Annotated in this window: 20 protein-coding genes and 1 tRNA gene; 2 read left to right on the forward strand and 19 right to left on the reverse strand. The window is 65.9% G+C overall.

What is annotated here, in order from left to right:
* Positions 1 to 506: 506 nt before the first annotated feature.
* Genes AC1RSI_RS06950 through AC1RSI_RS06970 form a run of 5 tightly spaced genes read right to left on the reverse strand, consistent with a single transcriptional unit; the run spans position 507 to position 4,563 of the window.
* The gene (locus AC1RSI_RS06950; RefSeq protein WP_154726174.1) at positions 507 to 1,301 is read right to left on the reverse strand and encodes an MBL fold metallo-hydrolase; all 795 of its coding nucleotides are present in this window, start codon (positions 1,299 to 1,301) and stop codon (positions 507 to 509) included.
* Complete coding sequence (locus AC1RSI_RS06955; protein WP_154726175.1) at positions 1,298 to 2,080, reverse strand: TatD family hydrolase; 783 nt, start codon at positions 2,078 to 2,080, stop codon at positions 1,298 to 1,300. Before AC1RSI_RS06955 ends, AC1RSI_RS06950 begins: the two co-directional genes overlap by 4 nt.
* The gene (locus AC1RSI_RS06960) at positions 2,080 to 3,072 is read right to left on the reverse strand and encodes a DNA polymerase III subunit delta' (RefSeq protein WP_154726176.1); all 993 of its coding nucleotides are present in this window, start codon (positions 3,070 to 3,072) and stop codon (positions 2,080 to 2,082) included. Before AC1RSI_RS06960 ends, AC1RSI_RS06955 begins: the two co-directional genes overlap by 1 nt.
* Positions 3,069 to 3,701 (reverse strand): dTMP kinase, encoded by a 633-nt coding sequence (gene tmk / locus AC1RSI_RS06965; protein WP_154726177.1) that lies wholly within the window; start codon positions 3,699 to 3,701, stop codon positions 3,069 to 3,071. The genes AC1RSI_RS06960 and tmk overlap by 4 nt, the downstream gene beginning before the upstream one ends.
* A 49-nt stretch (positions 3,702 to 3,750) precedes the next feature.
* A complete protein-coding gene (locus AC1RSI_RS06970; RefSeq protein WP_035306284.1) occupies positions 3,751 to 4,563 on the reverse strand; it encodes a septal ring lytic transglycosylase RlpA family protein in 813 nt (270 codons plus the stop codon).
* Positions 4,564 to 4,671: 108 nt separating this feature from the next.
* Between AC1RSI_RS06970 and AC1RSI_RS06975 the strand changes: the two genes are divergently transcribed.
* Positions 4,672 to 4,761: transfer RNA gene (locus AC1RSI_RS06975), tRNA-Ser, on the forward strand.
* A 32-nt stretch (positions 4,762 to 4,793) separates the two neighbouring features.
* On the opposite strand, the gene AC1RSI_RS06980 is transcribed toward AC1RSI_RS06975, so the two are convergent.
* From AC1RSI_RS06980 to cyoA, 7 genes are all read right to left on the reverse strand, one after another.
* Entirely contained in the window at positions 4,794 to 5,330 is a 537-nt protein-coding gene (locus AC1RSI_RS06980; RefSeq protein ID WP_035306281.1) for a response regulator transcription factor, read from the reverse strand.
* Positions 5,323 to 6,654, reverse strand: a complete 1,332-nt coding sequence (locus AC1RSI_RS06985) for an ATP-binding protein (RefSeq protein WP_008261611.1) — start codon at positions 6,652 to 6,654, stop codon at positions 5,323 to 5,325. Before AC1RSI_RS06985 ends, AC1RSI_RS06980 begins: the two co-directional genes overlap by 8 nt.
* On the reverse strand, positions 6,651 to 7,331 hold the full coding sequence (locus AC1RSI_RS06990; RefSeq protein WP_035306279.1) for an SURF1 family protein: 681 nt from the start codon (positions 7,329 to 7,331) through the stop codon (positions 6,651 to 6,653). Before AC1RSI_RS06990 ends, AC1RSI_RS06985 begins: the two co-directional genes overlap by 4 nt.
* 90 nt (positions 7,332 to 7,421) lie before the next feature.
* Positions 7,422 to 7,817 carry a cytochrome o ubiquinol oxidase subunit IV gene (cyoD, locus tag AC1RSI_RS06995; protein ID WP_035306277.1) on the reverse strand — a complete coding sequence of 132 codons (396 nt, stop codon included), beginning with the start codon at positions 7,815 to 7,817 and terminating at the stop codon, positions 7,422 to 7,424.
* The gene (gene cyoC / locus AC1RSI_RS07000; RefSeq protein ID WP_008262479.1) at positions 7,814 to 8,437 is read right to left on the reverse strand and encodes a cytochrome o ubiquinol oxidase subunit III; all 624 of its coding nucleotides are present in this window, start codon (positions 8,435 to 8,437) and stop codon (positions 7,814 to 7,816) included. The genes cyoD and cyoC overlap by 4 nt, the downstream gene beginning before the upstream one ends.
* A 3-nt stretch (positions 8,438 to 8,440) precedes the next feature.
* Positions 8,441 to 10,444, reverse strand: coding sequence for a cytochrome o ubiquinol oxidase subunit I (gene cyoB, locus AC1RSI_RS07005; protein WP_040349468.1), 2,004 nt, complete (start codon positions 10,442 to 10,444; stop codon positions 8,441 to 8,443).
* Positions 10,445 to 10,546: 102 nt separating this feature from the next.
* Positions 10,547 to 11,668 (reverse strand): ubiquinol oxidase subunit II, encoded by a 1,122-nt coding sequence (gene cyoA, locus AC1RSI_RS07010; RefSeq protein ID WP_230307625.1) that lies wholly within the window; start codon positions 11,666 to 11,668, stop codon positions 10,547 to 10,549.
* Between the two features lie 210 nt (positions 11,669 to 11,878).
* On the opposite strand from cyoA, the gene AC1RSI_RS07015 reads away from it, so the two are divergent.
* Positions 11,879 to 13,231 carry an MFS transporter gene (locus AC1RSI_RS07015; RefSeq protein WP_008260602.1) on the forward strand — a complete coding sequence of 451 codons (1,353 nt, stop codon included), beginning with the start codon at positions 11,879 to 11,881 and terminating at the stop codon, positions 13,229 to 13,231.
* A gap of 257 nt (positions 13,232 to 13,488) precedes the next feature.
* On the opposite strand, the gene AC1RSI_RS07020 is transcribed toward AC1RSI_RS07015, so the two are convergent.
* The 7 genes from AC1RSI_RS07020 to AC1RSI_RS07050 all read right to left on the reverse strand — a co-directional run bounded on the left by AC1RSI_RS07020 (position 13,489) and on the right by AC1RSI_RS07050 (position 20,879).
* The gene (locus AC1RSI_RS07020; RefSeq protein ID WP_154726178.1) at positions 13,489 to 14,379 is read right to left on the reverse strand and encodes an aldose 1-epimerase; all 891 of its coding nucleotides are present in this window, start codon (positions 14,377 to 14,379) and stop codon (positions 13,489 to 13,491) included.
* Entirely contained in the window at positions 14,376 to 14,699 is a 324-nt protein-coding gene (locus AC1RSI_RS07025) for an SMP-30/gluconolactonase/LRE family protein (RefSeq protein WP_008259108.1), read from the reverse strand. The genes AC1RSI_RS07020 and AC1RSI_RS07025 overlap by 4 nt, the downstream gene beginning before the upstream one ends.
* 109 nt (positions 14,700 to 14,808) lie before the next feature.
* Complete coding sequence (rodA, locus tag AC1RSI_RS07030) at positions 14,809 to 15,966, reverse strand: rod shape-determining protein RodA (protein ID WP_154726179.1); 1,158 nt, start codon at positions 15,964 to 15,966, stop codon at positions 14,809 to 14,811.
* Positions 15,966 to 18,026 carry a penicillin-binding protein 2 gene (gene mrdA / locus AC1RSI_RS07035; protein ID WP_154726180.1) on the reverse strand — a complete coding sequence of 687 codons (2,061 nt, stop codon included), beginning with the start codon at positions 18,024 to 18,026 and terminating at the stop codon, positions 15,966 to 15,968. The genes rodA and mrdA overlap by 1 nt, the downstream gene beginning before the upstream one ends.
* Entirely contained in the window at positions 18,023 to 18,541 is a 519-nt protein-coding gene (locus tag AC1RSI_RS07040) for a hypothetical protein (RefSeq protein WP_035306265.1), read from the reverse strand. The genes mrdA and AC1RSI_RS07040 overlap by 4 nt, the downstream gene beginning before the upstream one ends.
* The gene (gene mreC, locus AC1RSI_RS07045) at positions 18,538 to 19,689 is read right to left on the reverse strand and encodes a rod shape-determining protein MreC (RefSeq protein WP_035306262.1); all 1,152 of its coding nucleotides are present in this window, start codon (positions 19,687 to 19,689) and stop codon (positions 18,538 to 18,540) included. The genes AC1RSI_RS07040 and mreC overlap by 4 nt, the downstream gene beginning before the upstream one ends.
* 149 nt (positions 19,690 to 19,838) lie before the next feature.
* On the reverse strand, positions 19,839 to 20,879 hold the full coding sequence (locus tag AC1RSI_RS07050) for a rod shape-determining protein (protein ID WP_008260883.1): 1,041 nt from the start codon (positions 20,877 to 20,879) through the stop codon (positions 19,839 to 19,841).
* Between the last annotated feature and the right edge of the window lie 2 nt (positions 20,880 to 20,881).

The following is a 20,881-nucleotide window of genomic DNA, read 5'->3' on the forward strand; positions in this document are numbered from 1 at the left end:
CGGACGCCTCCTTCGAGTGCTGTTCAACACCTCACTCTGGCACATAGATGCCGTCGGGGGGCGTCCACCCCATCACCCCGAAAAGATGTTCGGGACGTCCGCTTTCCAGCGCGGCCCTGCTGAATGCAAACGTGAGGAGAGCGGTTTGTATAGATGGGCCAAGGAAGGAAAACGAAGATCATCTCTCCTAATTTGGTGAACTGAAACTAATAATTTCAACACCCTAACGCGCCCAGACGGCAATCGACCAACCACACATCCAGACTGTGTTAGCCTCGTCGTCCGGTCTTTGACATCGGGCGTGCGCCGCCGTCCGCCCCCCATCAACGCCACAGCAGGCGCTCCCTGGCGCGTTTGGCGCCTTTGGCACGGTTGTCACCCTGTTTTCGCGCCAAACCGACCGGCCTCAGCCGATCCTAACGCCGCAGCAGGTGCCCCATGGCGCATTTGGCCCATTTGGCGGTTTGGCGGTTTGTCACCCTGTTTTTACGCCAAACCGACCGGCCTCAGCCGATCATGCAGCGCCAGCCGTCGAACCCGACCTCAACATTGGCCGGAACAATCGCCGACAGTTCCTTGTAATCCATGTCGATATGCAGGTTCGTCAGCACCGCCCGCTCGACGTCCGCCGCCGCAATCCACTCCAGCGTCCGGTCCAAATGCGCATGGGTCGGATGAGGGGTGTAGCGCAGGGCGTCGACGATCCAGACCTGACACCCCGCCACCGCCCGGATCGCCGCCTCGTCCAGGTCCGACACGTCGCTGGAATAGGCCATGTCGCCCAGCCGATAGCCGACCGACCGGATCGGCCCGTGCCCCTGATCGAAGGTCACGACCGGGATCGCGCCCCCCGGCCCCTCCACCGACCAGGCCGTCCCGTGCGGCGGAATGACCTGGGCGTCCAGCAGCGGCGGATAGCCGAACTTGCTCTCGAAGATATAGTCGAACCGGTGCGACAGGGAGTTCAGGGTCGCCTCATCCATCCAGGCCGGGATCCGCTTGCGCGCCCGCGTCGCGAAGGTCCGCAGATCGTCGATCCCGTGGGTCTGGTCCGCATGGTCGTGGGTATAGAGGACCGCGTCCACATGCCGGGTCCCGCTGGCCAGCATCTGTTCGCGCAGATCCGGCGAGGTGTCGATCAGGATGTTGGTCATCCCCTCCGGCCCGGTCTTCCTCGCCAGCATCGAGCAGCGCGTGCGCCGGTTCCTCGGCTCGGCCGGGTCGCAGACGCCCCAGTCGCCATCGCCCCGCGGCACCCCGCCCGAGGATCCGCTGCCCAGGATGACGACTTCGAAGCTCATGCGGGTCTCGGTATCCGGTCAAAGAGGCCGAAGAAGGCCTCGGTGGTTCTCTGGTCCGCCTCCTCGGCGCTCCAGCCCCGGATCTCGGCCAGCTTGTCCAGCACATGGCTGATATAGGCCGGCTCGTTACGCCGCCCCCGATGCGGGATGGGCGCCAGATAGGGGCAGTCGGTCTCGACGATTATACGCTCGGCCGGCATGTCCCGGATCACCGCCCGCACATCCTCGGCCGCCTTGAAGGTGGCGATCCCCGACACCGAGAACCAGGCTCCCAGTTCCGCTGCGATTCCCGCGAGTTCCGCCCCGCTGGTGTAGCAGTGCATCAGCATCTTGAACGGCCCGGCGGCGTGCTCCTCCTTCAGGATCGCCCCCATGACCTCATCTGCCTCGCGGGTATGGATCACCAGCGGCAGACCCGTCTCCCGCGCCGCCGCCACATGCTGGCGGAACACCGCCGCCTGGATCTCGCGCGGGCTGAAGTCATAGTGGAAGTCCAGCCCGCACTCCCCGATCCCCACCACCTTGGGCCGCTGCGCCAGCTCGATCAGGGTCGCCGCCGTCAGCTCCGCCGCATCCTTGGCCTCGTGCGGATGCACCCCCACCGTGCACCAGATGTCGGGGTTGGCCATGGCGATCCCGTGGGTCGCCTCGAAGCTGGTCAGTTTGTCCGAGATCTCGACCATCAGGCCGACCCCGGCCTCGCGCGCCCGGGCGATCACCGCGTCCCGGTCCTCGTCGAACTGGGGGGCGTGAAGGTTCACATGGCTGTCGATCAGCATCAGCCCATCCGTTCCTGCTGGGCCTGGACCCGCCTCAGGTCCGCCAGCGCCCCGGCCAGCACATCGGCCTTGTCCAGGTTCAGCCCCGCCGCCCGCTCCGGCAAGGGCTGCAGCCGCTCCCACAGCTCGGCCCAGCGGTTGCCTGCGCCGGCGGGACTGCTCAAGGCGCGCATCCGCACCGCCGCGATCAGCCGGTCCATCAGGGTCTCGAACCGCTCCTGCCCCTCCGCGCCCCGGAACTTGTCGGCGACGGCCAGGGCCTCGGCCCGGTCCACATCGCCCTCGACCCAGCGCCGCGCCAACTGGTCCATCTCGAAGGTCGCCCCCGACGCCAGGGCCAGGGCCGCGCCCGGCGATCCGCCCGCCATGGCCGCCGCATGCTCGGCCTCCTCCGGCTCCGCCCCTGTCCGGTTCCGGACCAGGGTCTCCAGCCGCTCCGGCGTCCAGATGGGGAAGCTCAGCCGCCGGCAGCGCGACCGGATCGTAGCCAGCAGCCGCCCCGGCGCATGGGTGACCAGGAACAGCACGCCCCGCTCGGGCGGCTCCTCCAGAACCTTCAGCAAGGCATTGGCCGCGTTGAGGTTCAGGTCGTCGGCCGCGTCGATGATCGCCACCCGGTGCTGGGCCTGGGACGGGCTCTTGGAGAAGAACTCGGGCAGGTCGCGCGACTGATCGACCGAGATCGACTTCTTGGTCTTGCCCCCCTCGACCAGCCGTTCCAGCACCAGCAGGTCCGGGTGGGACTGGGCCGAGATCAGCCGGCTGACCGGATCCTCGCGTCGCGCGCCCAGCGGCCCGCGCGCCGGATCGGCCGCCGCCCCCAGCAACCGCCGCGCCGCGCGATAGGCGAAGGTCGCCTTGCCCGTCCCCTCGACCCCGCACAGCAGCCAGGCATGGTGCAGCCGTCCCCGCTCCCAGGCGTCCAGAAAGGCCGCTTCCGCCGCCGCATCAGGGACCAGGTCGAACCGGTCGCGGGGATGATCGTCGCTCACAGCAGCCGGTCCTGAACCGCCCGCCAGACGCGCGCCTCCACCTCGTCCAGCGACCCCACGGCGTCGATCAGCACGCACCGCTCCGGATGGGCCTCGACGATCCTCAGAAAACCCTCGCGCAGTCGCTGATGGAACTCCAGCCCCTTGGATTCGAACCGCGTCTCGAACAGGCCGCGCCCGAACGCCCGCTCCAGCCCCACCTCGACCGGCAGGTCGAACACCAGGGTCAGGTCCGGCTGATCGTCTCCGACCACGCCCGCATCGATCTGTTCGATAAAGCTCTGGGCAACCCCGCCGCCGGCGCCCTGATAGGCCCGGCTGCTATCGGCGAACCGGTCGCACACCACCCAGTCGCCGGCCTCCAGCGCCGGCCGGATGGTCCGCTCCAGATGGTCCGAACGCGAGGCGTACATCAGCAGGGTCTCGGTCATGGCCGACCAGGGCTCGGCGTCGGTGGCCACGACCAGGTTGCGGATCACCTCCGCCCCTTTCGAACCTCCCGGTTCACGCGTCCGCACCACAGCGCGATCGCCCAGGACGGGCTGCAGCCGCTCGACCAGCCGTCCGACCTGAGTCGACTTGCCGGAGCCCTCGCCGCCTTCGAAGCTGATGAATTTTCCACGGGTCACGCGCCTTCATGGCGCGCGCGGCCCGCCGGACGCAAGCCCGTGCGCGCGATCAACTGCCCGATATCAACAGGGCGCCGACATAACCCTTCGCCACGACGGATTGGCGCGCAACCTCGGCCGCGTTGGCGCTCTCCCACGGACCGACCACGACATTATACCGCCCGCCATTCCGGTCGGCGCGCACCCATCCGCTCAAATGCTCCGCGATTCGGCTCGCCTCGCCCTGGTCCGAGAAAGTCCCCGCCTGCACCCAGAAGCTCGCGACCTCCGCAACGACAGCCACCGGAACGGGCGAAGGCGCGGGCGCCGGGGCCGAGCTTGGCGCTCTGGCCGGCCCTTCCGCCCGCAGGATCGTCCCGCCGCCCTGTCGGGGCGCGCGGCCCAGATACCGGACCCGCACCCGCCCGACGCCCTGCGACAGCATCCCCAGCTCCTGCGCCGCCTCCCGCGACAGGTCGATGATCCGACTGTCAACGAACGGGCCCCGATCATTGACCCGGACCACCAGCCGACGACCATTTTCCAGGTTGGTGACCTCGACCAGCCCCGGCAGCGGCAGGGTCTTATGCGCCGCCGTCAGCTGGTGCATGTCGAACCGCTCGCCGCTTGAGGTCGGCCGCCCGTTGAAGGCGTCCCCGTACCAGGAGGCCATACCGACCTCCTCGTAGTCCGGCTGCTCCTTGGGCGTGTACCAGCGTCCGCGCACCTGATAGGGCCGCATCGTCCCCGACACGATCGGCGCCGGATCCTTGACCACGGGAATTCCGCTCGCGCCGCCTTTGCCGCCGACGGTCGAACAGGCCGCCAGCAGCGAGAACAGGCCCAGGATCAGGCCGCTGCGCATCCATTGTCCGGTCGTCATCGGTCGCACCTCGCCTCGATCCTCAAAAACAGGATGACCGAAGACATTTCCGCTTTGGTTAATGCGCCGTTCGCCTGCTATGGCGTCCGCCTCCGCTCAGCGCGGCAAGGAAGTGTGGCCGAGTGGTTTAAGGCACTGGTCTTGAAAACCAGCGACGGTGAGAGCCGTCCGTGGGTTCGAATCCCACCGCTTCCGCCATTCCTGCCGACGATCCCACTGAGAGACCAGGTTCAGGTCACGCGACGCTTCTCAAGCTTCCGGGCCAGGGTGCGGCGATGCATGCCGAGGCGGCGAGCGGCTTCGGAGATGTTGAAGTCCGTCTCCACCAGGGTCTCGTGGATCCGTTCCCATTCCAGGGTCTTGATCGAGGTCGGGCGGCTGGTCAGGGGCGTCGCGGCGTCGCCCGACGCCTTGCCGAAGGCGGCTTCGATGTCATCGGTGCTGGCCGGCTTGGCCAGATAGTGACGGGCGCCCAGTTTGATCGCCTCCACCGCCGTGGCGATACTGGCGAAGCCGGTCAGGACGACGATGTTCATGTCGGCGTCAAAGGCGCGAAGGGTCGAGACGCACCCCAGGCCGGAGGCGCCGCCCAGTTTGAGATCGACCACGGCGAAGCCCGGCCGGTGAATTTTCAGCACCTCGGCCATCTGATCGGGGCCGTCCGCGCTGACCACCATATAGCCCCGCCGTTCGAAGGACTTGCGCAGGGTGCGCGAAAAGGATTCGTCGTCCTCAACGATCAACAGGGTCGGGGTTTCATCAGTCATCGGACATCTCCTGCGGCGCCAGGGCAGCGATGGGGAGGATCAACCGCACCTCGCCGCCGCCAGCTGGGGGATTGGACGCTTCAACCGCGCCGCCCAGCGAACGCATCACATTCACCAGAAGAAACAAGCCCAAACCCGCGCCGGGGCGATCCTTCGTCGAATTATAGGGTTTGCCCAGCCGCTCCAGAATCGTGGCTGGAAAGCCGGGCCCATTGTCGCGGATCGCAAATTCCAGCTGCCCGTCGCGAACGACCGGGGACACGAAGATGCGGCGAGCCCCCGCCTCCACCGCATTGTCGAACAGGACGCCGAAGACCTGACGCAGGGCGGGGTCGGCGATGACGCTCGGATCGGGTCCGGTCCATGCCGTGACCTCGACCCGGACACGGGCGTCACGGGCGCTCCAGCCCTGAACCACCTCGTTCAGAAACCGGCCCATGGTCGTGCGCATCGGCGCCTGGCCTCTCGCCTCGCCCGCCGACATCAGGATGCCGGTGACGATGGCCTTGCAGCGTTCGACCTCGGCCTGCATCACGTCCATGTCCTGCTTCAGGTCCGCATCAGCCTTCAGCATCGGCATCCTTCGCCAGTCGCTCAGTATGACCGACAGCGACGCCAGGGGCGTGCCCAGTTCGTGCGCCGCCCCCGAAGCCAGCAGGCCCATGCGCACGATGTGATCCTGTTCCGTCGCCTGCTGGCGCACATCGGCGACATATGCGTCGCGGGCGCGCAGATTGTCGTTGATCCGCGTCATGAACAGCACCAGCAGCACCGCCATCAGCAGGAAACAGATCAGGCTGCCCTGCATATAGAGGCTCAACAGAGCATCCTCGCTGTCGGGCGGCAGGTTCAGCGGCCGGTTGAATACGCCAAGGCCGGCGAAACACAGACTGGTGACGCCGATCAGCGACCAGGCGTAGACGGGGGCCAGAAGCACCGCGCCGAGCACGACCTGCAGCAGATAGAGGGCCACGAACGGATTGGCCGCGCCGCCGGTGAGGAAAAGCTGCCACGTCAGGGCCGCGACATCGGCCAGCAGGGCCAGCATGAGTTCCTGATCCGAGATGGCGTCCCGGCGCTGCGTCAGCGGGACGCTGACCAGATTGACCAGGGCCAGGCCGGCGGGTGCGATCAGCAGCCAGAAGACCGGCAGGCGGATGCCCATGACAAAATGGACCAGCAGTATGGTGGCGACCTGACCGGCGACGGCCAGCCAGCGCAACTGGATCAGCAGGCGAAGATTTCGCCGGTTCGCGGTTTCCTGCGACACCGCCGTCTCGCGCCAGTCGCCGATGCCCAGCAGCCGTTGAAGCGTCTTGGTCATTGCGCGGATCGGCGGCGCCGGACTTCGCGGACCAAGAGCCCGAAGCCGACAAGGGTCATCAGGGCCATGCCGAACCAGGTCAGGGCGTAGACGAGATGGCTATTGGGAAATTTCACGATGGTCAGACCGCCCCTGGGCCAGCCGTCGGGATTGGGCGTCGCGTCGGCGTCTATGAAATAGGGCGCGACATTGGACAGCCCCCGGGCCGCAGCGATGGCCGCAATGTCGCGAGAGTACCAGCGGTCGCCCGCCGGATCATTCGTGCGCAGAAAACCGCCCCTGGGTTCTGTGATGCGCAACAGGCCGGTCACCTGTTGTTCGCCCGTCGCCTGCCCGCCCGGTCGATCCTTCTGCAAACGACGCTGTGGCGTGACGAAGCCCCGATTGATCAGGATCGTGGCGCCGGCGTCGGTCTGCAGCGGCGTCATGACCCAGAATCCGGCGCCGTAATCCGTGACGGCCTGGACCAGGGTCTCCCGGTCATGTCGGAAAACGCCCCGCGCCGTGACGTGACGATACTGGTCCGTCTCTCTCGACACCGTCGGCCAGGCGTCCGGCTCCGGCGCGGGTTGCGGCGCGGCGTGCACACTCGCTTCGACCTGGGCGATCAGGTCGGTCTTCCACGCCAGTCGCTGCAACTGCCATCCGCCCAGGGCGACGAAGCCCGCAAACAGCAACGCCGCGCCGACGCCGGCCCAGAACAGGGTCGGCGACAGACGCGGCGCGATTGGGCCTTGGGCCTTGATGGCGATCTCCCGGGCCTGTCCTCAGGAGGACATCTGGCTCATTTCGTGGGTGGCGGGCATCATGTTGGTGTTCAGGTGGTACATCACCCACAGCGAACCCGACAGGGCGATGACCACCACGATGATCGTGAAGATCAGGGCCAGCATGGTCCAGCCGCCCTCCGACTTGGAGTTCATGTGCAGGAAGTAGATCATGTGGACCACGATCTGCACCACGGCGAACGCCATGACGATCAGGGCCGTCGCCTGGGGCGGCAAGGCGCCGGTCATCACCAGGGCGAACGGGATGGCCGTCAGGATCACCGACAGCACGAAACCGATCATATAGCTCCTGAAGGAGCCGTGATTGTGCGCCTCGTGACCCAGGTGGTCCACCTCGTGCGACTCGGGCGAGTGATCGTTCTTGTCGGCGCTCATCGAACCATGCCCAGCAGATAGACGAAGGTGAAGACGCCGATCCAGATGACGTCGAGGAAGTGCCAGAACATCGACAGGCACATCAGGCGGCGTTTGTTGGCGGGGATCAGGCCCTTCCAGCTGACCTGAACCATCAGCGTCACCAGCCAGATGATGCCGAAGGTCACGTGCAGGCCGTGGGTGCCCACCAGGGTGAAGAAGGCAGACAGGAAGGCGCTGCGTTGCGGCGTGGCGCCTTCATGGATCAGGTGCGCGAACTCGTAGAGTTCGATTCCCAGGAAGGCCAGGCCGAACAGGCCGGTGATCGCCAGCCAGATCAGGGTCTGGGTCCTGTTGTTCTTGTCCATCGCCAGCATGGCGAAGCCGTAGGTGATCGACGAGAACAGCAGCATGGCGGTGTTGACCGCCACCAGCTCCAGGTCGAACAGCTCCTTGGGTCCCGGCCCGGCGGCGTAGTTGCCGCCCAGGACGCCGAACACGGCGAACAGCATCGCAAAGATGAGGCAGTCGCTCATCAGATAGAGCCAGAAGCCCAGCATGGTGCTGGAGCCTTCCTCGTGATGCGGCTCCTCTTCCAGATGGAAGACGTTCGGGTCGATCTCAGTCGCGGTCACGCTCATGGATCAGGCCTCCGTTCCGGCCAGGGCGCGCGTGCGCGCCTCTTCGGTTTCGCGCACCTCATCCTCAGGGATGTAGTAGTCGCGCTTGTAGTTGAAGGTGTGGGCGATCGAGACCGCCAGCACGCCCACGAAGGTCAGGGCCGCCAGCCACCAGATGTACCAGATCAGCGCCAGACCCATCACCAGGCACAGGCCCGAGATGATGACCCCCGTGCCCGTGTTCGAGGGCATGTGGATTGCGCGATAGCCGGACAGCGGACGCTGATAGCCCTTCTTCTTCATGTCCCACCAGGCGTCGGAGTCATGAATGACCGGCGTGGAGGCGAAGTTGTAGGCGGGCGGAGGTGAAGAGGTGGCCCATTCCAGGGTGCGGCCGCCCCACGGATCGCCCGTGATGTCACGCAGCTTGTCGCGATTGATGATGGAGACCGCGAACTGGATGAACATGGCCGCGATGCCCAGGGCGATGACGCCTGCGCCGATGGCGGCGATGACGAACCAGATCTGCAAGGACGGGTCGTCGAACACCCGCATCCGGCGCGTCACGCCCATGAGACCCAGGACATACAGGGGCGCGAACGCCAGCCAGAAGCCCGGCACCCAGCACCAGAAGCTGACCAGCCCCCAGAACTTGTTGAGTCTGAAGCCGAAAGCCTTCGGCCACCAGAAGTTGATGGCGGCGAACAGGCCGAACAACACGCCGCCGATGATGACGTTGTGGAAGTGGGCGACCAGGAACAGCGAGTTGTGCAGCACGAAGTCGGCCGGCGGCACGGCCAGAAGCACGCCGGTCAATCCGCCGATCACGAAGGTCAGCATGAAGGCGACCAGCCACATCATCGGCAGTTCGAAACGGATACGGCCCCGATACATGGTGAAGAGCCAGTTGAAGATCTTCGCCCCCGTCGGGATCGAGATGATCATCGTGGTGATGCCGAAGAAGGAGTTCACCGACGCGCCCGAACCCATGGTGAAGAAGTGGTGGAGCCACACCAGGTACGACAGGATCGTGATCACGACCGTCGCGTAGACCATCGAGGTGTAGCCGAACAGCTTCTTGCCCGAGAAGGTCGAGGCGACTTCCGAGAAGACGCCGAACAGCGGCAGGATCAGGATGTAGACCTCAGGGTGGCCCCAGATCCAGATCAGGTTCACGTACATCATCGGGTTGCCGCCGAAGTCGTTCGTGAAGAAGTTGGTGCCGACATAGCGGTCAAGCGTCAGCAAGGCCAGGACGGCGGTCAGGACCGGGAAGGACGCCACGATCAGGACGTTGGTGCAGAGCGACGTCCAGGTGAAGATCGGCATCTTCATCATGCCCATGCCCGGCGCCCGCATCTTCACGATGGTGGCGATCAGGTTGATGCCGGACAGGGTCGTCCCCACCCCCGCGATCTGCAGCGCCCATATGTAATAGTCCACCCCGACGCCGGGGCTGTAGCCGATGCCGGACAGCGGCGGATAGGCCAGCCAGCCCGTGCGGGCGAACTCGCCGACGAACAGCGAGGCCATGACGATGATGGCGCCGGCCGTCGTCATCCAGAAGCTGAAATTGTTGAGGAAGGGGAAGGAGACGTCGCGCGCGCCGATCTGCAGCGGCACGACATAGTTCATGATCCCCGTCACCATCGGCATGGCCACGAAGAAGATCATGATCACCCCGTGAGCGGTGAAGACCTGATCATAGTGGTGTGCGTTCAGATAGCCTTCGGACCCGCCGAACGCCATCGCCTGCTGCAGGCGCATCATGATAGCGTCGGCGAAGCCGCGCACGAACATGATCAGACCCAGGATCATGTACATGATCCCGATCTTCTTGTGGTCCACGGTCGTGAACCATTCCTTCCAGAGATAGCCCCAGAGCTTGAAATAGGTCAGGGCGCCCAGCAGGGCGACGCCGCCCAGCAGGACCACGATCATGGTCACGACCAGGATCGGCTCGTGCAACGGCAGAGCCTCGAGCGTCAACCGCCCGAAGATGAGTGGAATGAGGGTGTCAGCGTTCATCGACTGTGTTCGCTCAGGCGTTGGGGGAGGAACGGACGTCGGTCGAAACCGCCCCCGTAGATTGTTTGTCTGTGGACAGCGACGCCATCGGCACGCCCTGGGTCAACCCAGGCCCGACAAAGGCGCCAGGCTGACAGGGGCGCTGGCTGCGTCAAGTTCGGCCCGACGGATGCGATCAGCGGCCGCAGCCTCAGCCTGCAGCGGCGTGCAGATGGTCATGACATAGCTGTCGTTCGAGCCGAAGATCGCCGCGTTCTTTCCGCGACCGGCGTACTTGTCATAGACCAGCGGCATGGTGTTGCGCACCGAGGCCATGGTCAGGCCGCCCTTGCGGTCGATTTCCATCATCTCGCCCATGCACATCTTGCCCGGCTCGACGCACATGTTGAGGATCGCGTCCCACAGGCCGCCGTCGACCGTGGAGAAACGCATCGCCGGCACCTTCTCGCTGGGCTTTTCCAGTTCGAGGTAACGGTCGCGATCCAGCGCCTGACCGCCCTGGCGAACCCCGGCGATCCAGCCGTCGAAGCCTGCCTGGTCCATACCGTGGAAGGCGAAACGCATGTGCGAGAAGCCGTCGCCGGAATAGTTGGCCGAGAAGCCTTCATACTCGCCCGGACGGTTGATGACGGCGTGCAGCTTCGTCTCCATGCCCGGCATGGCGTAGATCTGGCCGGCCAGGGCGGGAATATAGAAGGAGTTCATCACCGAGGACGAGGTGATGTGGAAGCGGATGGGGCGATCCACAGGCGCGGCCAGTTCGTTGACGGTGGCGACGCCGTACTGCGGATAGATGAACAGCCATTTCCAATCGAGCGCGACCACATTGACCTGCAGCGGCTCAACGCTTTCGTCCACCGCCTGCCCCGGCTTGATCCGGTCAATGGGGCGGTAAGGATCGAGAAGGTGAGTGCCGGCCCAGGTCAGGGCGCCCAGGCAGATGATGATCAGCAGGGGCGCAGCCCAGATCACGACCTCCAGATGGGTCGAGTGGTCCCAGTCCGGTTGGTATTCCGCGTCCTTGTTCGACGCCCGGTACTTCCAGGCGAAGAATACGGTCAGCGCCATCACCGGAACGATGATGATCAGCATCAGCAGGGTGGAGATCATCAGCAGGTCGCCCTGCTGCTGGGCGATGTCGCCGGCGGGTTTCAGCACGACCAGATTACAGGCCGACAGAAGCGCCACCATGGGCACGAGCAGGAGTAGGCGCAGACGGCGCAAGGCGGCTCCAATCGGGAAACATCGGACAACAGGGAGGAGTCGCGACGGTTGGCGTTCGAACTGGGCCGGATAGTCAGCTTCGATCAGAAACGACATTGGACAATCTGTCCTATCCTCAGATCGCGACTTTCGTCGCAAAGGGCGCCCGGTCATAATGCGGCATTACCGACGCATGCCCAAATCTCAAATTTCACGGAGCGATCCCAGCCCATGTCCGTCTCGACGACCCCTTCGTCAGAGTCGCTGGAACGCGACGCCGCAGCCCTCCACTCCGATCACGGCAAGGTGGACGCCGGCGAAATCGCCATCGGCGTGATCATTGGCCGGACGTCGGAGTTCTTTGACTTCTTCGTTTACGCCATCGCTTCCGTGGTCGTGTTTCCGCAACTGATCTTCCCGTTCGCCGGGCCGATCGGCGGCACGCTGCTGTCCTTCGCGATCTTCGCCCTGGCCTTCCTGGCCCGCCCTTTCGGCACGGCCCTGTTCATCGCCATCGACCAGAAATTCGGGCGCGGCGCCAAGCTTACCATAGCGCTGTTCCTGCTGGGCACCTCGACCGTGGCCGTGGCCTTCCTGCCCGGCTATGAAACCATCGGCATCGCCGCCGCCGTACTGCTCGCTGTCTTCCGCATCGGTCAGGGCGTCGCGCTGGGGGGCGCCTGGGACGGCCTGGCTTCGCTTCTGGCGGTCAACGCCCCCGAGAATCGCCGCGGCTGGTACGCCATGATTCCCCAACTGGGCGCGCCCATCGGCCTGATCGTCGCCTCTGCCCTGTTCGCCTTCTTCCTGAACACCCTGTCGGCGGCCGACTTCCTGGACTGGGGCTGGCGCTATCCCTTCTTCGTGGCCTTCGCCATCAACGTCGTGGCCCTGTTCGCCCGCCTTCGCATCGTCGTGACCCCCAGCTTCCAGAAGCTGTTCGAGACCCGCGAGCTGCAGCCCACTCCGGTCCACACCGCCATCAAGGCGGAAGGCCCCCGGATCGCCATCGGCGCCTTCGCCCCCTTGGCCAGCTTCGCCATGTTCCACATGGTCACCGTCTTCCCCCTGTCCTGGGTCTTCCTGTTCACCCAGGAAACGCCGGTCCGCTTCCTGCTGATCGAAATGGTCGGGGCCGTTTTCGGCCTGCTGGCCATCCTCGCTTCGGGCGTTTTGGCCGATCGCTATGGCCGACGCGCCCTGCTGGCGGTCACCGCCGCCGGCATCGCCGCCTTCTCGGGCTTCGCCCCCCAGCTGCTGAACGGCGGGGCGATCGGCGAGCTGACCTTCATGATCTCCGGCTTCATCCTGCTGGGCCTGTCGTTCGGTCAAGCCTCCGGTCCGGTGGCGTCCAGCTTCTCCCTGGCCAACCGCTATACATCGTCGGCCCTGACCTCGGACCTGGCCTGGCTGTTCGGCGCCGGCTTCGCCCCTTTGGTCGCCCTGTGGATCTCGAGCCAGTTCGGCCTGATCGCCGCCGGCGCCTATCTGCTGTCCGGCGCGATTTGCACCCTGGTCGCCCTGTGGCTCAACCGCGAACTGGCCCGCAGTTCCTCGGACAAGACCCCCGCCCCCAAGGCGTGATCCGCTTCAGCCGGATCGGAAAGCCCCGGTCTCGCCAGGCGGGACCGGGGCTTTTTTGTCGCCGCCGCGGCGGTGCGTCAGCGGCGGTCGTGCGGCAGACCGAACCTGTCGACGATCCGATATTCTATCACGGGTCCAGCACGGCTGCCTCCGGCTTCGGCTCTGCCGTGTTCAAGCCCGGCCAATCGCCCGAGCAGGTCGGTCGCAACGCCGCCGCCTTCGTGACGGCCTGGAACGGGCGGCGCGCGGAACGGCCTCTAGATCGCTTCGGCCGTCAGACGCATGACCAGGGTAAGGTGTTCGCCTGGCGCCAGTCGCGCCAGCCCGCCGGCCTCGCCCGGCGTCCCGTTCAGAATGTCCGGTCGGTGCGTCACCGGCTCGACACAGAAGAAGTCGGCCCCGACGGGAGCATAGACCTGGACCCAGTCCGCGCCCGCGCCGCCGTTCAGCACGATGCGGTGCCCGTCCCCGTCCAGCAGGGCCTCGCCGGTCCAGCCGGCGTAGGCGTGATCGACAAAGGGGGCCTCGGCCAGGGCCAGGCCGTCGCCCCAGTCCGCCACCGCATCCGGCGCCGCCAGCCGTTCGGGAATTCCGCGCGCGTCGGTCAGCCACACCCCCGTCGCCGAAAGCCTGAGCCGGGTGTCTGGATGTCTGGGGAAATAGGGATGCAGGCCCAGGCCGGCGGGCATGACCGTATCGCCGGTGTTGGTCACCGACAGGCTGATCTCCAGCCCCTGGTCCGTCAGCCTGACCGCCTGACGCGCCCGCCACGGCCAAGGCCAGCCGCCTGCTTGGGCCGCAGCCTGGTCCGACCAGTCCAGCCTCAGGTCGGCGCTCGCATCGTCGACGGCCTCGACCGCCCAGGGCTTCAGCCAGCCGTCTCCGTGATGGGCGTGGGGGGCGAACCGGTCCAGCGCGGTCAGCCTGACCTCGCGCCCCTCGAACACGAACCGCGCGTCGGCGATCCGGTTGGCGTAGGGGACTAGCGGGAAACAGGCGGTTTCCAGCAGGTCGGTCGCCCCCTTCGGCGTTGGCCGCAACACCGATCGGCCATGTAGGCTCAGGTCTAGGATCGCGCCGCCCAGACCCGGCGTCAGGGAGGCGCGCCAGTCTCCGGCGCGCAATTGGATTACGGCTTCGGCGCTCACGGACGGACGCGGTTCTGCGGCCGGTCCGCCTCGACCGGCTGGATCATGGTGAAGACGCCCGTTTCCGGGTCGAATCGATGCAGGCCGCCACCGACGCCGTAGACCAGCGAACCGTCCTCGGCCGGCAGGGCGAAGCCGGTCTGGTCCGGCGAGTCCCACAAGGCGGTCTCGCCGCTCCCGGACGTATAACGATGCAGCTTTCGACCCTTGATGTCGACGAACCACACCGCCTTGCGCTCGGCGTCCCATACTGGCCCCTCGCCCAGCTCCGCCCGGACGTCCCAGACCAGTTCCGGGGAGGTCGGCTTCGTTTCGCTCATGATTCGGCCCGCCGAATTGAAGGTGTTGATCTGGTGGTGGAAATCCGTCGCTGTAAGACGCTGTGCAGGCGACGCCCCAAAACCCGCGCTTCCGAACGCGCGAACGGCGTCAGATCAGGCCTTGGCCCTTGGGCAGTTCGGCGTAACGGTGCACGCGCGTGGCCATCACCAGGCCGAAACCGATCATCACCGTCAGCATCACCGTGCCGCCATAGGACAGCAGCGGCATCGGCACCCCCACGACGGGCGCCAGCCCCATGACCATCGCGCCGTTGATCAGCACATACATGGCGAAGGTCGCGGTCACCCCCGACGCGGCCAGACGGCCGAAATGGCTGTGCGACAGGGATGCGATCCGCAGCGAGATCAGGATGATCGCCGCATAACAGGCCAGGATGGTGAAGGAACCGACGAAACCGAACTCCTCGGACACCGCCGCGAAGATGAAATCAGTGTGTTTTTCGGGCAGGAATTCCAGCTGGCTCTGGCTGCCCAGGCCGAACCCCTTGCCCAGGAAGCCGCCGGAGCCCAGGGCGATCTTGGACTGCATGATGTGATAGCCCGTGCCCGACGGATCGGCCTCCGGGTTCAGGAAGGTCAGCACCCTGTGGCGTTGATACTCGTGCATGCCGAACATCACATAGGGCGGAATCAGCGCCACGGCGGCGGCGCCCACAGCAGCGATGATCTTCCAGCTCAGCCCCGCCATGAACATAATGGCCGCGCCGGTCAGGCCGATCAGCATGGCCGAGCCCAGGTCCGGCTGGTGCGCCACCAGCAGGAAGGGCAGGCCGATGATGGCGACCGGATAGATCAGCTTCCAGTGGAAGCTGGCCTCCTTGGCCGAAGCGCCGTGATACCAGCGCGCCAGGGCCAGAACGACGCCGATCTTCATGATCTCGGACGGCTGGATGCGCGTCACGCCGAGGTTCAGCCAGCGGGTCGCGCCCATGGCCGTATAACCCAGGCCCGGAACCTCGATCAGGGCCAGCATCAGCAGGGCCACCCCATAGACCGGATAGGCCAGGCCGAACCAGAAGCGGATATTGACCATGGACAGGGCCAGCATCAGGGCCACGCACATGCCGAAGCGGATCAGGTGTTTCGCCGCCCACGGCGACCAGGACCCTCCGCCCACGGAATAGAGCATCAATGCGCCGGTGCCGGACACCACGCAGATCAGAGCCAGCAGACGCCAGTCGATCTGACTGATCTTGATCGAAACGCGCTCGCGCTCGCCGGGACGGGACAGGGCGGAAGCGGTCATCAGCGCGGCTCGGACAGATAGGGGCGTGGACCCGTGGTGACGGTCGGCATCTGACGGGTGCGACGTGCCGTCTCAGCCCCCACGACATCCGGCTCGGGAGGCGCAGCGCCTTCTAGTTCGGCTGTCTCGGCCGAGGCTGTAGGCTCCGGTGGTGGTGGTCGCGTCATACGCGCCACCATGTCCGGGTCCTTAAGCAGCACTGTGCGCATGATTTCGCGCGCACGTGGAGCCGCAGCGGTCGATCCGGCCAAGCCGCCATGCTCAATGATGACGGCGATAGCGTAGCGCGGCTCGTCCACAGGGGCGAACGCCACAAATAGGTTGTGGTCCTTCAGCGCCCAGGTGACGTCGGCGCTCTTGCGAGAGCCTGTTCCGTAGTTGCGCACCTGCGCCGTGCCTGTCTTGCCGGCCATCTTGATGTCGCCGAGCCCTAGCTGGCTCTGGCGATAGGCGCCGCCCCCGACGTCATTGGCCACCGCCACCATGCCCTGACGAACGATTTCGAGGTGTTCGGGCGGGAAGGGCAGATCGGGCACCGCAGCGCCGCTGGGTTGATCCACCCCGCCGACCGACTTGATCAGACGCGGCATGATCGCCTTTCGTGCATTGGCGAAGCGCGCGGTCGTCACGGCCAGTTGCAGAGCTGTGACGTTCACGTCGCCCTGCCCGATCGCAACCGACAAGGTCTCGCCTGGATACCAGGTCCGAGAATCAGGGTTGGGATTGTTCTTGTTGTAGTTCGCCTTCCAGGCCCGACTGGGAATCGATCCGGCCTTCTGGTTGCCGACCCCGATGTCGTAGGTCTGCATGAAGCCGATCTTCTTGCCGACCTCCTGAATCTTGTCGACGCCGGCCCGATTGCACATGTGATAAAAATAGACATCGCACGACGTCTTGATCGCATCATGCATGTTCATGGGGCCGTGGCCGCCGGGTTTCCAGCAGCGGAACGTCCGTGACCCGAAGCGATAGCCGCCGGTGCAGACCACCCGCTCGTCAGGATCGACCCCAGCCTCCAGCAAGGCCAGCGAGGTTGTCAGTTTGAACGTCGACCCGGGGTGAAAGACGCCGCCGATGGCCTTGTCGAGCAGCGGCTTGCGCTCATAATCGCGGAGAGCGCTGTAGACGTTGGAGGGAATACCGCCAACAAACAGGTTGGGGTCGAACGAGGGCGCGGACACCATGCAGAGGATGTCGCCGTTGCGGACGTCCATCACCACGCAACCGCCGGACTCTTCGCCGAACACCTCCAGCGCCCGGTTCTGGACATCGGCGTCCAGAGTAAGAACAACCTCCTTGCCCGGCACGGCGGTGCGTGAACCGCCGATATCCTCGGCCACCACCCGGCCCCGGGCGTCCACTTCAACCCGGTTGCCGCCCGGCTCTCCGCGCAGGGCTTCGTCCAGCGCTTTTTCGACGCCTTGGCGTCCGATCCGGAAACCGGGGTTGAACAGCAGCGGCGGCACCGTCTCGCCCTTATCGCGGATCGCCTTGACGTCGCGGTCAGACACCTTGGCGACATAACCGATCACATGGGCGAAGGCGCCGCCGAACGGATAGTAGCGGGCCTCGTTCATGTCGGCCATGACGCCGGGCAGTTCGTTGGCGTACTGGTTGACCTTGGCGAACTCTTCCCAGGTCAGGTCGCTCTTGACCGGCACCGGGTTGAATTTGGGCGAGGCGTTGACCTCGCGGATGATCGCGCGTCGACGTTCCAGCGTGTCGGGCAGCAGACGGCCCAGAAGATCCAGCGTCTGATCCAGATCCTTGGTCTCGTCACGGATCACCAGCACCCGGAAACTGGGCCGGTTGCCGGCGATGACCACGCCGTTGCGGTCCTTGATCAGGCCGCGCGGCGGCGGGACCATGCGGAAGTTGAACTGGTTCTGCGACGACAGGGTCGCATATTCCTGGGCCTGGACGACCTGAAGCTGGGCCAGCCGCCCCACCAGGGCCGTGACCCCCAGGGCCGTCAGCCCGCCGAACACGAAGGTGCGGCGCAGGAAGGAGCCCTGGCGCTCGTTGACGTCGGCGAAGAAGATGGAGGGTTCGCCGCTCATCGGAACCGGATATCCCCGTCGTCGAACCGTTCCAGCATCCAGTCGGCGATCGGATACAGGATCAGGGTCGGCAGAATCTGGCCGATCAGGGCCAGGATCGCCGGCGGATTGCCCGCCCTCACCGCCACGATCACATAGGCGACCAGGAAGGCGGCCAAGGTGCAGGCCATATACCAGGCGAAGCGGATCACCCCCTCATGCCCAGCCAGCAGATTGCGCGACAAAAGGATCACGACATAGACGCCCATCAGACACAGAGCCCAAAGGCCCAGAGGTCCGTTCCACAACAGGTCCAGGAACAGACCAAGCCCGAAGAGTACTGCGGGCGCCGTCATCGACGGCCGGATCAGCGGCCAGGCGAAGGCCAGCACCATCGGAAACACCGGCTCCGGCAGCATCAAGCCGAACAGTTGCACAGGCGTGGCGAAGATGATGGTGGCGGCGATCGCCGCCAGGGCCGGATAGACGATCCATTGCAGAGGTCCGACGACGCGGACCGCGACCGGACGTCTCACGTCACGCCCTCCGGCGCCTGTGCGGGCGTTGGTTGTGGAGACGTCGCCGCCGATGGCGCCTCGGCGGCGGGTCGAGTTTGCGCCGGACGAGTCTGAACGGGACGCGCCTGGGGCGCCGCCGGTGTTTTTGCAGGCGGTGTCGCGGCGACGGCGGCGGCGGCGCGCGCCCGTGCCGCTTGGGCCTCCGCGGCCGCCTGACGGCGTGCTGCCGCGTCGCCTATGGCGCCCGCCTGTTCAGCGTTCGGCGGAGGCGCCGTGGTCAAACCGGCCAGGGGCGGCGCATTGAGCGCATTCGGATCGATCAGTTGGCCGAAGTCCTGGAACAGCAGAACCCGCACATAGTCGATGGCGCCGCGATCACTGAACAGTTTCACGCGCCAGCTGCCGTCGATCCCCTTGGCCGCCACGCCGATGGGAATGCCGCGCGGCAGGCCGCCGCCATCGCCGGAACTCAGGATCCGGTCGCCCGCCTGCACAGAACCGGCCCCGCGCACGAACTCCAGCCGGGGGTTGTCGCTGCCGTCGCCGGTCAGCAGGGCGCGGGCGTCGGTGCGGTCCACCAGAACCGGCGTACGGGACGCGACGTCGGTCAGCAGCACCATGCGACTGACGCCGCCGGTGACGCCGGTGACGCGGCCGATCAGACCGTGCTCGTTAATGACCGGATTGCCGATCCGCACGCCTTTCGACGCGCCGACATCCACCAGCTTGGCGCGATTGAAGGGGCCGCGGGCATCCGAAATGGCGCGCGCCGTGACCATGGGCACGGCCGGTTCGGTCCGCAGACCCAGCATGGCTTCATAACGGGCGTTGACGTTCTTCAAGGCGATGGCCTGGTCGCGCCAGGGCTCCAACTCGGCCACCTCGGCCCTCAGCCGCCGGTTCTCGGACACTGCAAAGAAATACCCGCCGATGTAATCGGTGACGGCGCCGACCCAGCGCACCGGCGCGGCGAAGACGCCGCTGACCGGCCCGGTCACAGAGGCCGCAGCCCCCCGCGCCGCGCCATAGCTGGAGCCGCCGTCCGGCGTCGTGCGATCGCTGACAAGAAGAAGAGCCGCGCCCGCCATGGCCACGACTGCGACCACCGCGGCGGTCCAGGCCAGCGGCACCTTCAGGTTTTCAAAAGGGCCGTCGCGAAACGCCACGGGCGACCTTCCACATAAGGGGTTGGAATCGGCAGGCGCCCCTGCCGTCATGCCTGCCTATCGCAAAATCGGGGCCAGAATGGAACCGTTGATCGCGAAGGCCCGAAAGGATTTGCAGCCAGGTTCTCACCCGGCTGCAGACGAATTGATCAGAGCGCCGAGTCGAGCACGCCCTTCATCCAGCGCGGATGTTCCAGAACGCGGCCGCAACCGATGGCGACGCACGACAGCGGATCGTCAGCCACCGAAACCGGAAGGCCGGTATGGTCGCGGATCTCGATGTCCAGGCCGCGCAGCAGAGCGCCGCCGCCCGTCAGCATGATGCCCTTGTCGGCGATGTCGGCGGCCAGTTCCGGCGGGGTGGCCTCCAGCGCGACCTTCACCGCCTCGATGATCTGGGTCACCGGCTCGGCCAGGGCTTCGGCCGCCTGACGTTCCGAGATGCGGACCTCGCGCGGCACGCCCTGCATCAGGTCGCGGCCCTTGACCTCGATCGACAGGCCTTCGCCGTCGGCCGGGATACGGGCGGTGCCGATGTCCTTCTTGATGCGTTCGGCGGTCGTCTCGCCGATCAGCAGATTATGGTTGCGACGCATGTAGCTGATGATGCTGTCGTCCATCTTGTCGCCGCCGACGCGGACCGAACGCGAATAGACGATGCCCGACAGCGACAGGACAGCCACTTCCGTCGTGCCGCCGCCAATGTCGACGACCATCGAGCCGGTCGGCTCGTGGATCGGCAGGCCTGCGCCGATCGCGGCGGCCATCGGCTCGTCGATCAGGCCCACGCGGCGCGCAGAGGCGTTCAAGCAGGAGTCGTTGATGGCGCGACGCTCGACCGCCGTGGCGCCCGACGGCACGCAGACGATGATCTTCGGGTTCACGAAGCCCTTGCGGTTATGCACCTTGCGGATGAAGTGCTTGATCATCTCTTCGGCGACTTCGAAGTCAGCGATGACGCCGTCACGCATCGGGCGGATGGCTTCCATGTGGCCCGGGGTGCGGCCCAGCATCTGCTTGGCCTCTATGCCTACGGCGTGGACGATCTTGCGTCCGCCGACATTGCGTAGGGCCACGACCGAAGGCTCGTTCAGGACGATGCCCTTGCCCTTCATGTAGATCAGGGTGTTGGCGGTGCCCAGGTCCATCGCGATGTCGTTGGAGATCGCGCCGAAAAGGGAAAAGCTCATGG

Source organism: Brevundimonas sp. GW821-FHT10E09 (assembly GCF_058809375.1).

Bases quoted from the DNA above. Each gene is read 5' to 3' on its own strand.
- AC1RSI_RS06950 (WP_154726174.1), bottom strand. From the start codon at position 1,301: ATGAGCTTCGAAGTCGTCATCCTGGGCAGCGGATCCTCGGGCGGGGTG.
- AC1RSI_RS06955 (WP_154726175.1), bottom strand. From the start codon at position 2,080: ATGCTGATCGACAGCCATGTGAACCTTCACGCCCCCCAGTTCGACGAG.
- AC1RSI_RS06970 (WP_035306284.1), bottom strand. From the start codon at position 4,563: ATGACGACCGGACAATGGATGCGCAGCGGCCTGATCCTGGGCCTGTTC.
- AC1RSI_RS06980 (WP_035306281.1), bottom strand. From the start codon at position 5,330: ATGACTGATGAAACCCCGACCCTGTTGATCGTTGAGGACGACGAATCC.
- AC1RSI_RS06985 (WP_008261611.1), bottom strand. From the start codon at position 6,654: ATGACCAAGACGCTTCAACGGCTGCTGGGCATCGGCGACTGGCGCGAG.
- cyoD (WP_035306277.1), bottom strand. From the start codon at position 7,817: ATGAGCGCCGACAAGAACGATCACTCGCCCGAGTCGCACGAGGTGGAC.
- cyoC (WP_008262479.1), bottom strand. From the start codon at position 8,437: ATGAGCGTGACCGCGACTGAGATCGACCCGAACGTCTTCCATCTGGAA.
- cyoB (WP_040349468.1), bottom strand. From the start codon at position 10,444: ATGAACGCTGACACCCTCATTCCACTCATCTTCGGGCGGTTGACGCTC.
- AC1RSI_RS07015 (WP_008260602.1), top strand. From the start codon at position 11,879: ATGTCCGTCTCGACGACCCCTTCGTCAGAGTCGCTGGAACGCGACGCC.
- AC1RSI_RS07025 (WP_008259108.1), bottom strand. From the start codon at position 14,699: ATGAGCGAAACGAAGCCGACCTCCCCGGAACTGGTCTGGGACGTCCGG.
- rodA (WP_154726179.1), bottom strand. From the start codon at position 15,966: ATGACCGCTTCCGCCCTGTCCCGTCCCGGCGAGCGCGAGCGCGTTTCG.
- mrdA (WP_154726180.1), bottom strand. From the start codon at position 18,026: ATGAGCGGCGAACCCTCCATCTTCTTCGCCGACGTCAACGAGCGCCAG.
- AC1RSI_RS07050 (WP_008260883.1), bottom strand. From the start codon at position 20,879: ATGAGCTTTTCCCTTTTCGGCGCGATCTCCAACGACATCGCGATGGAC.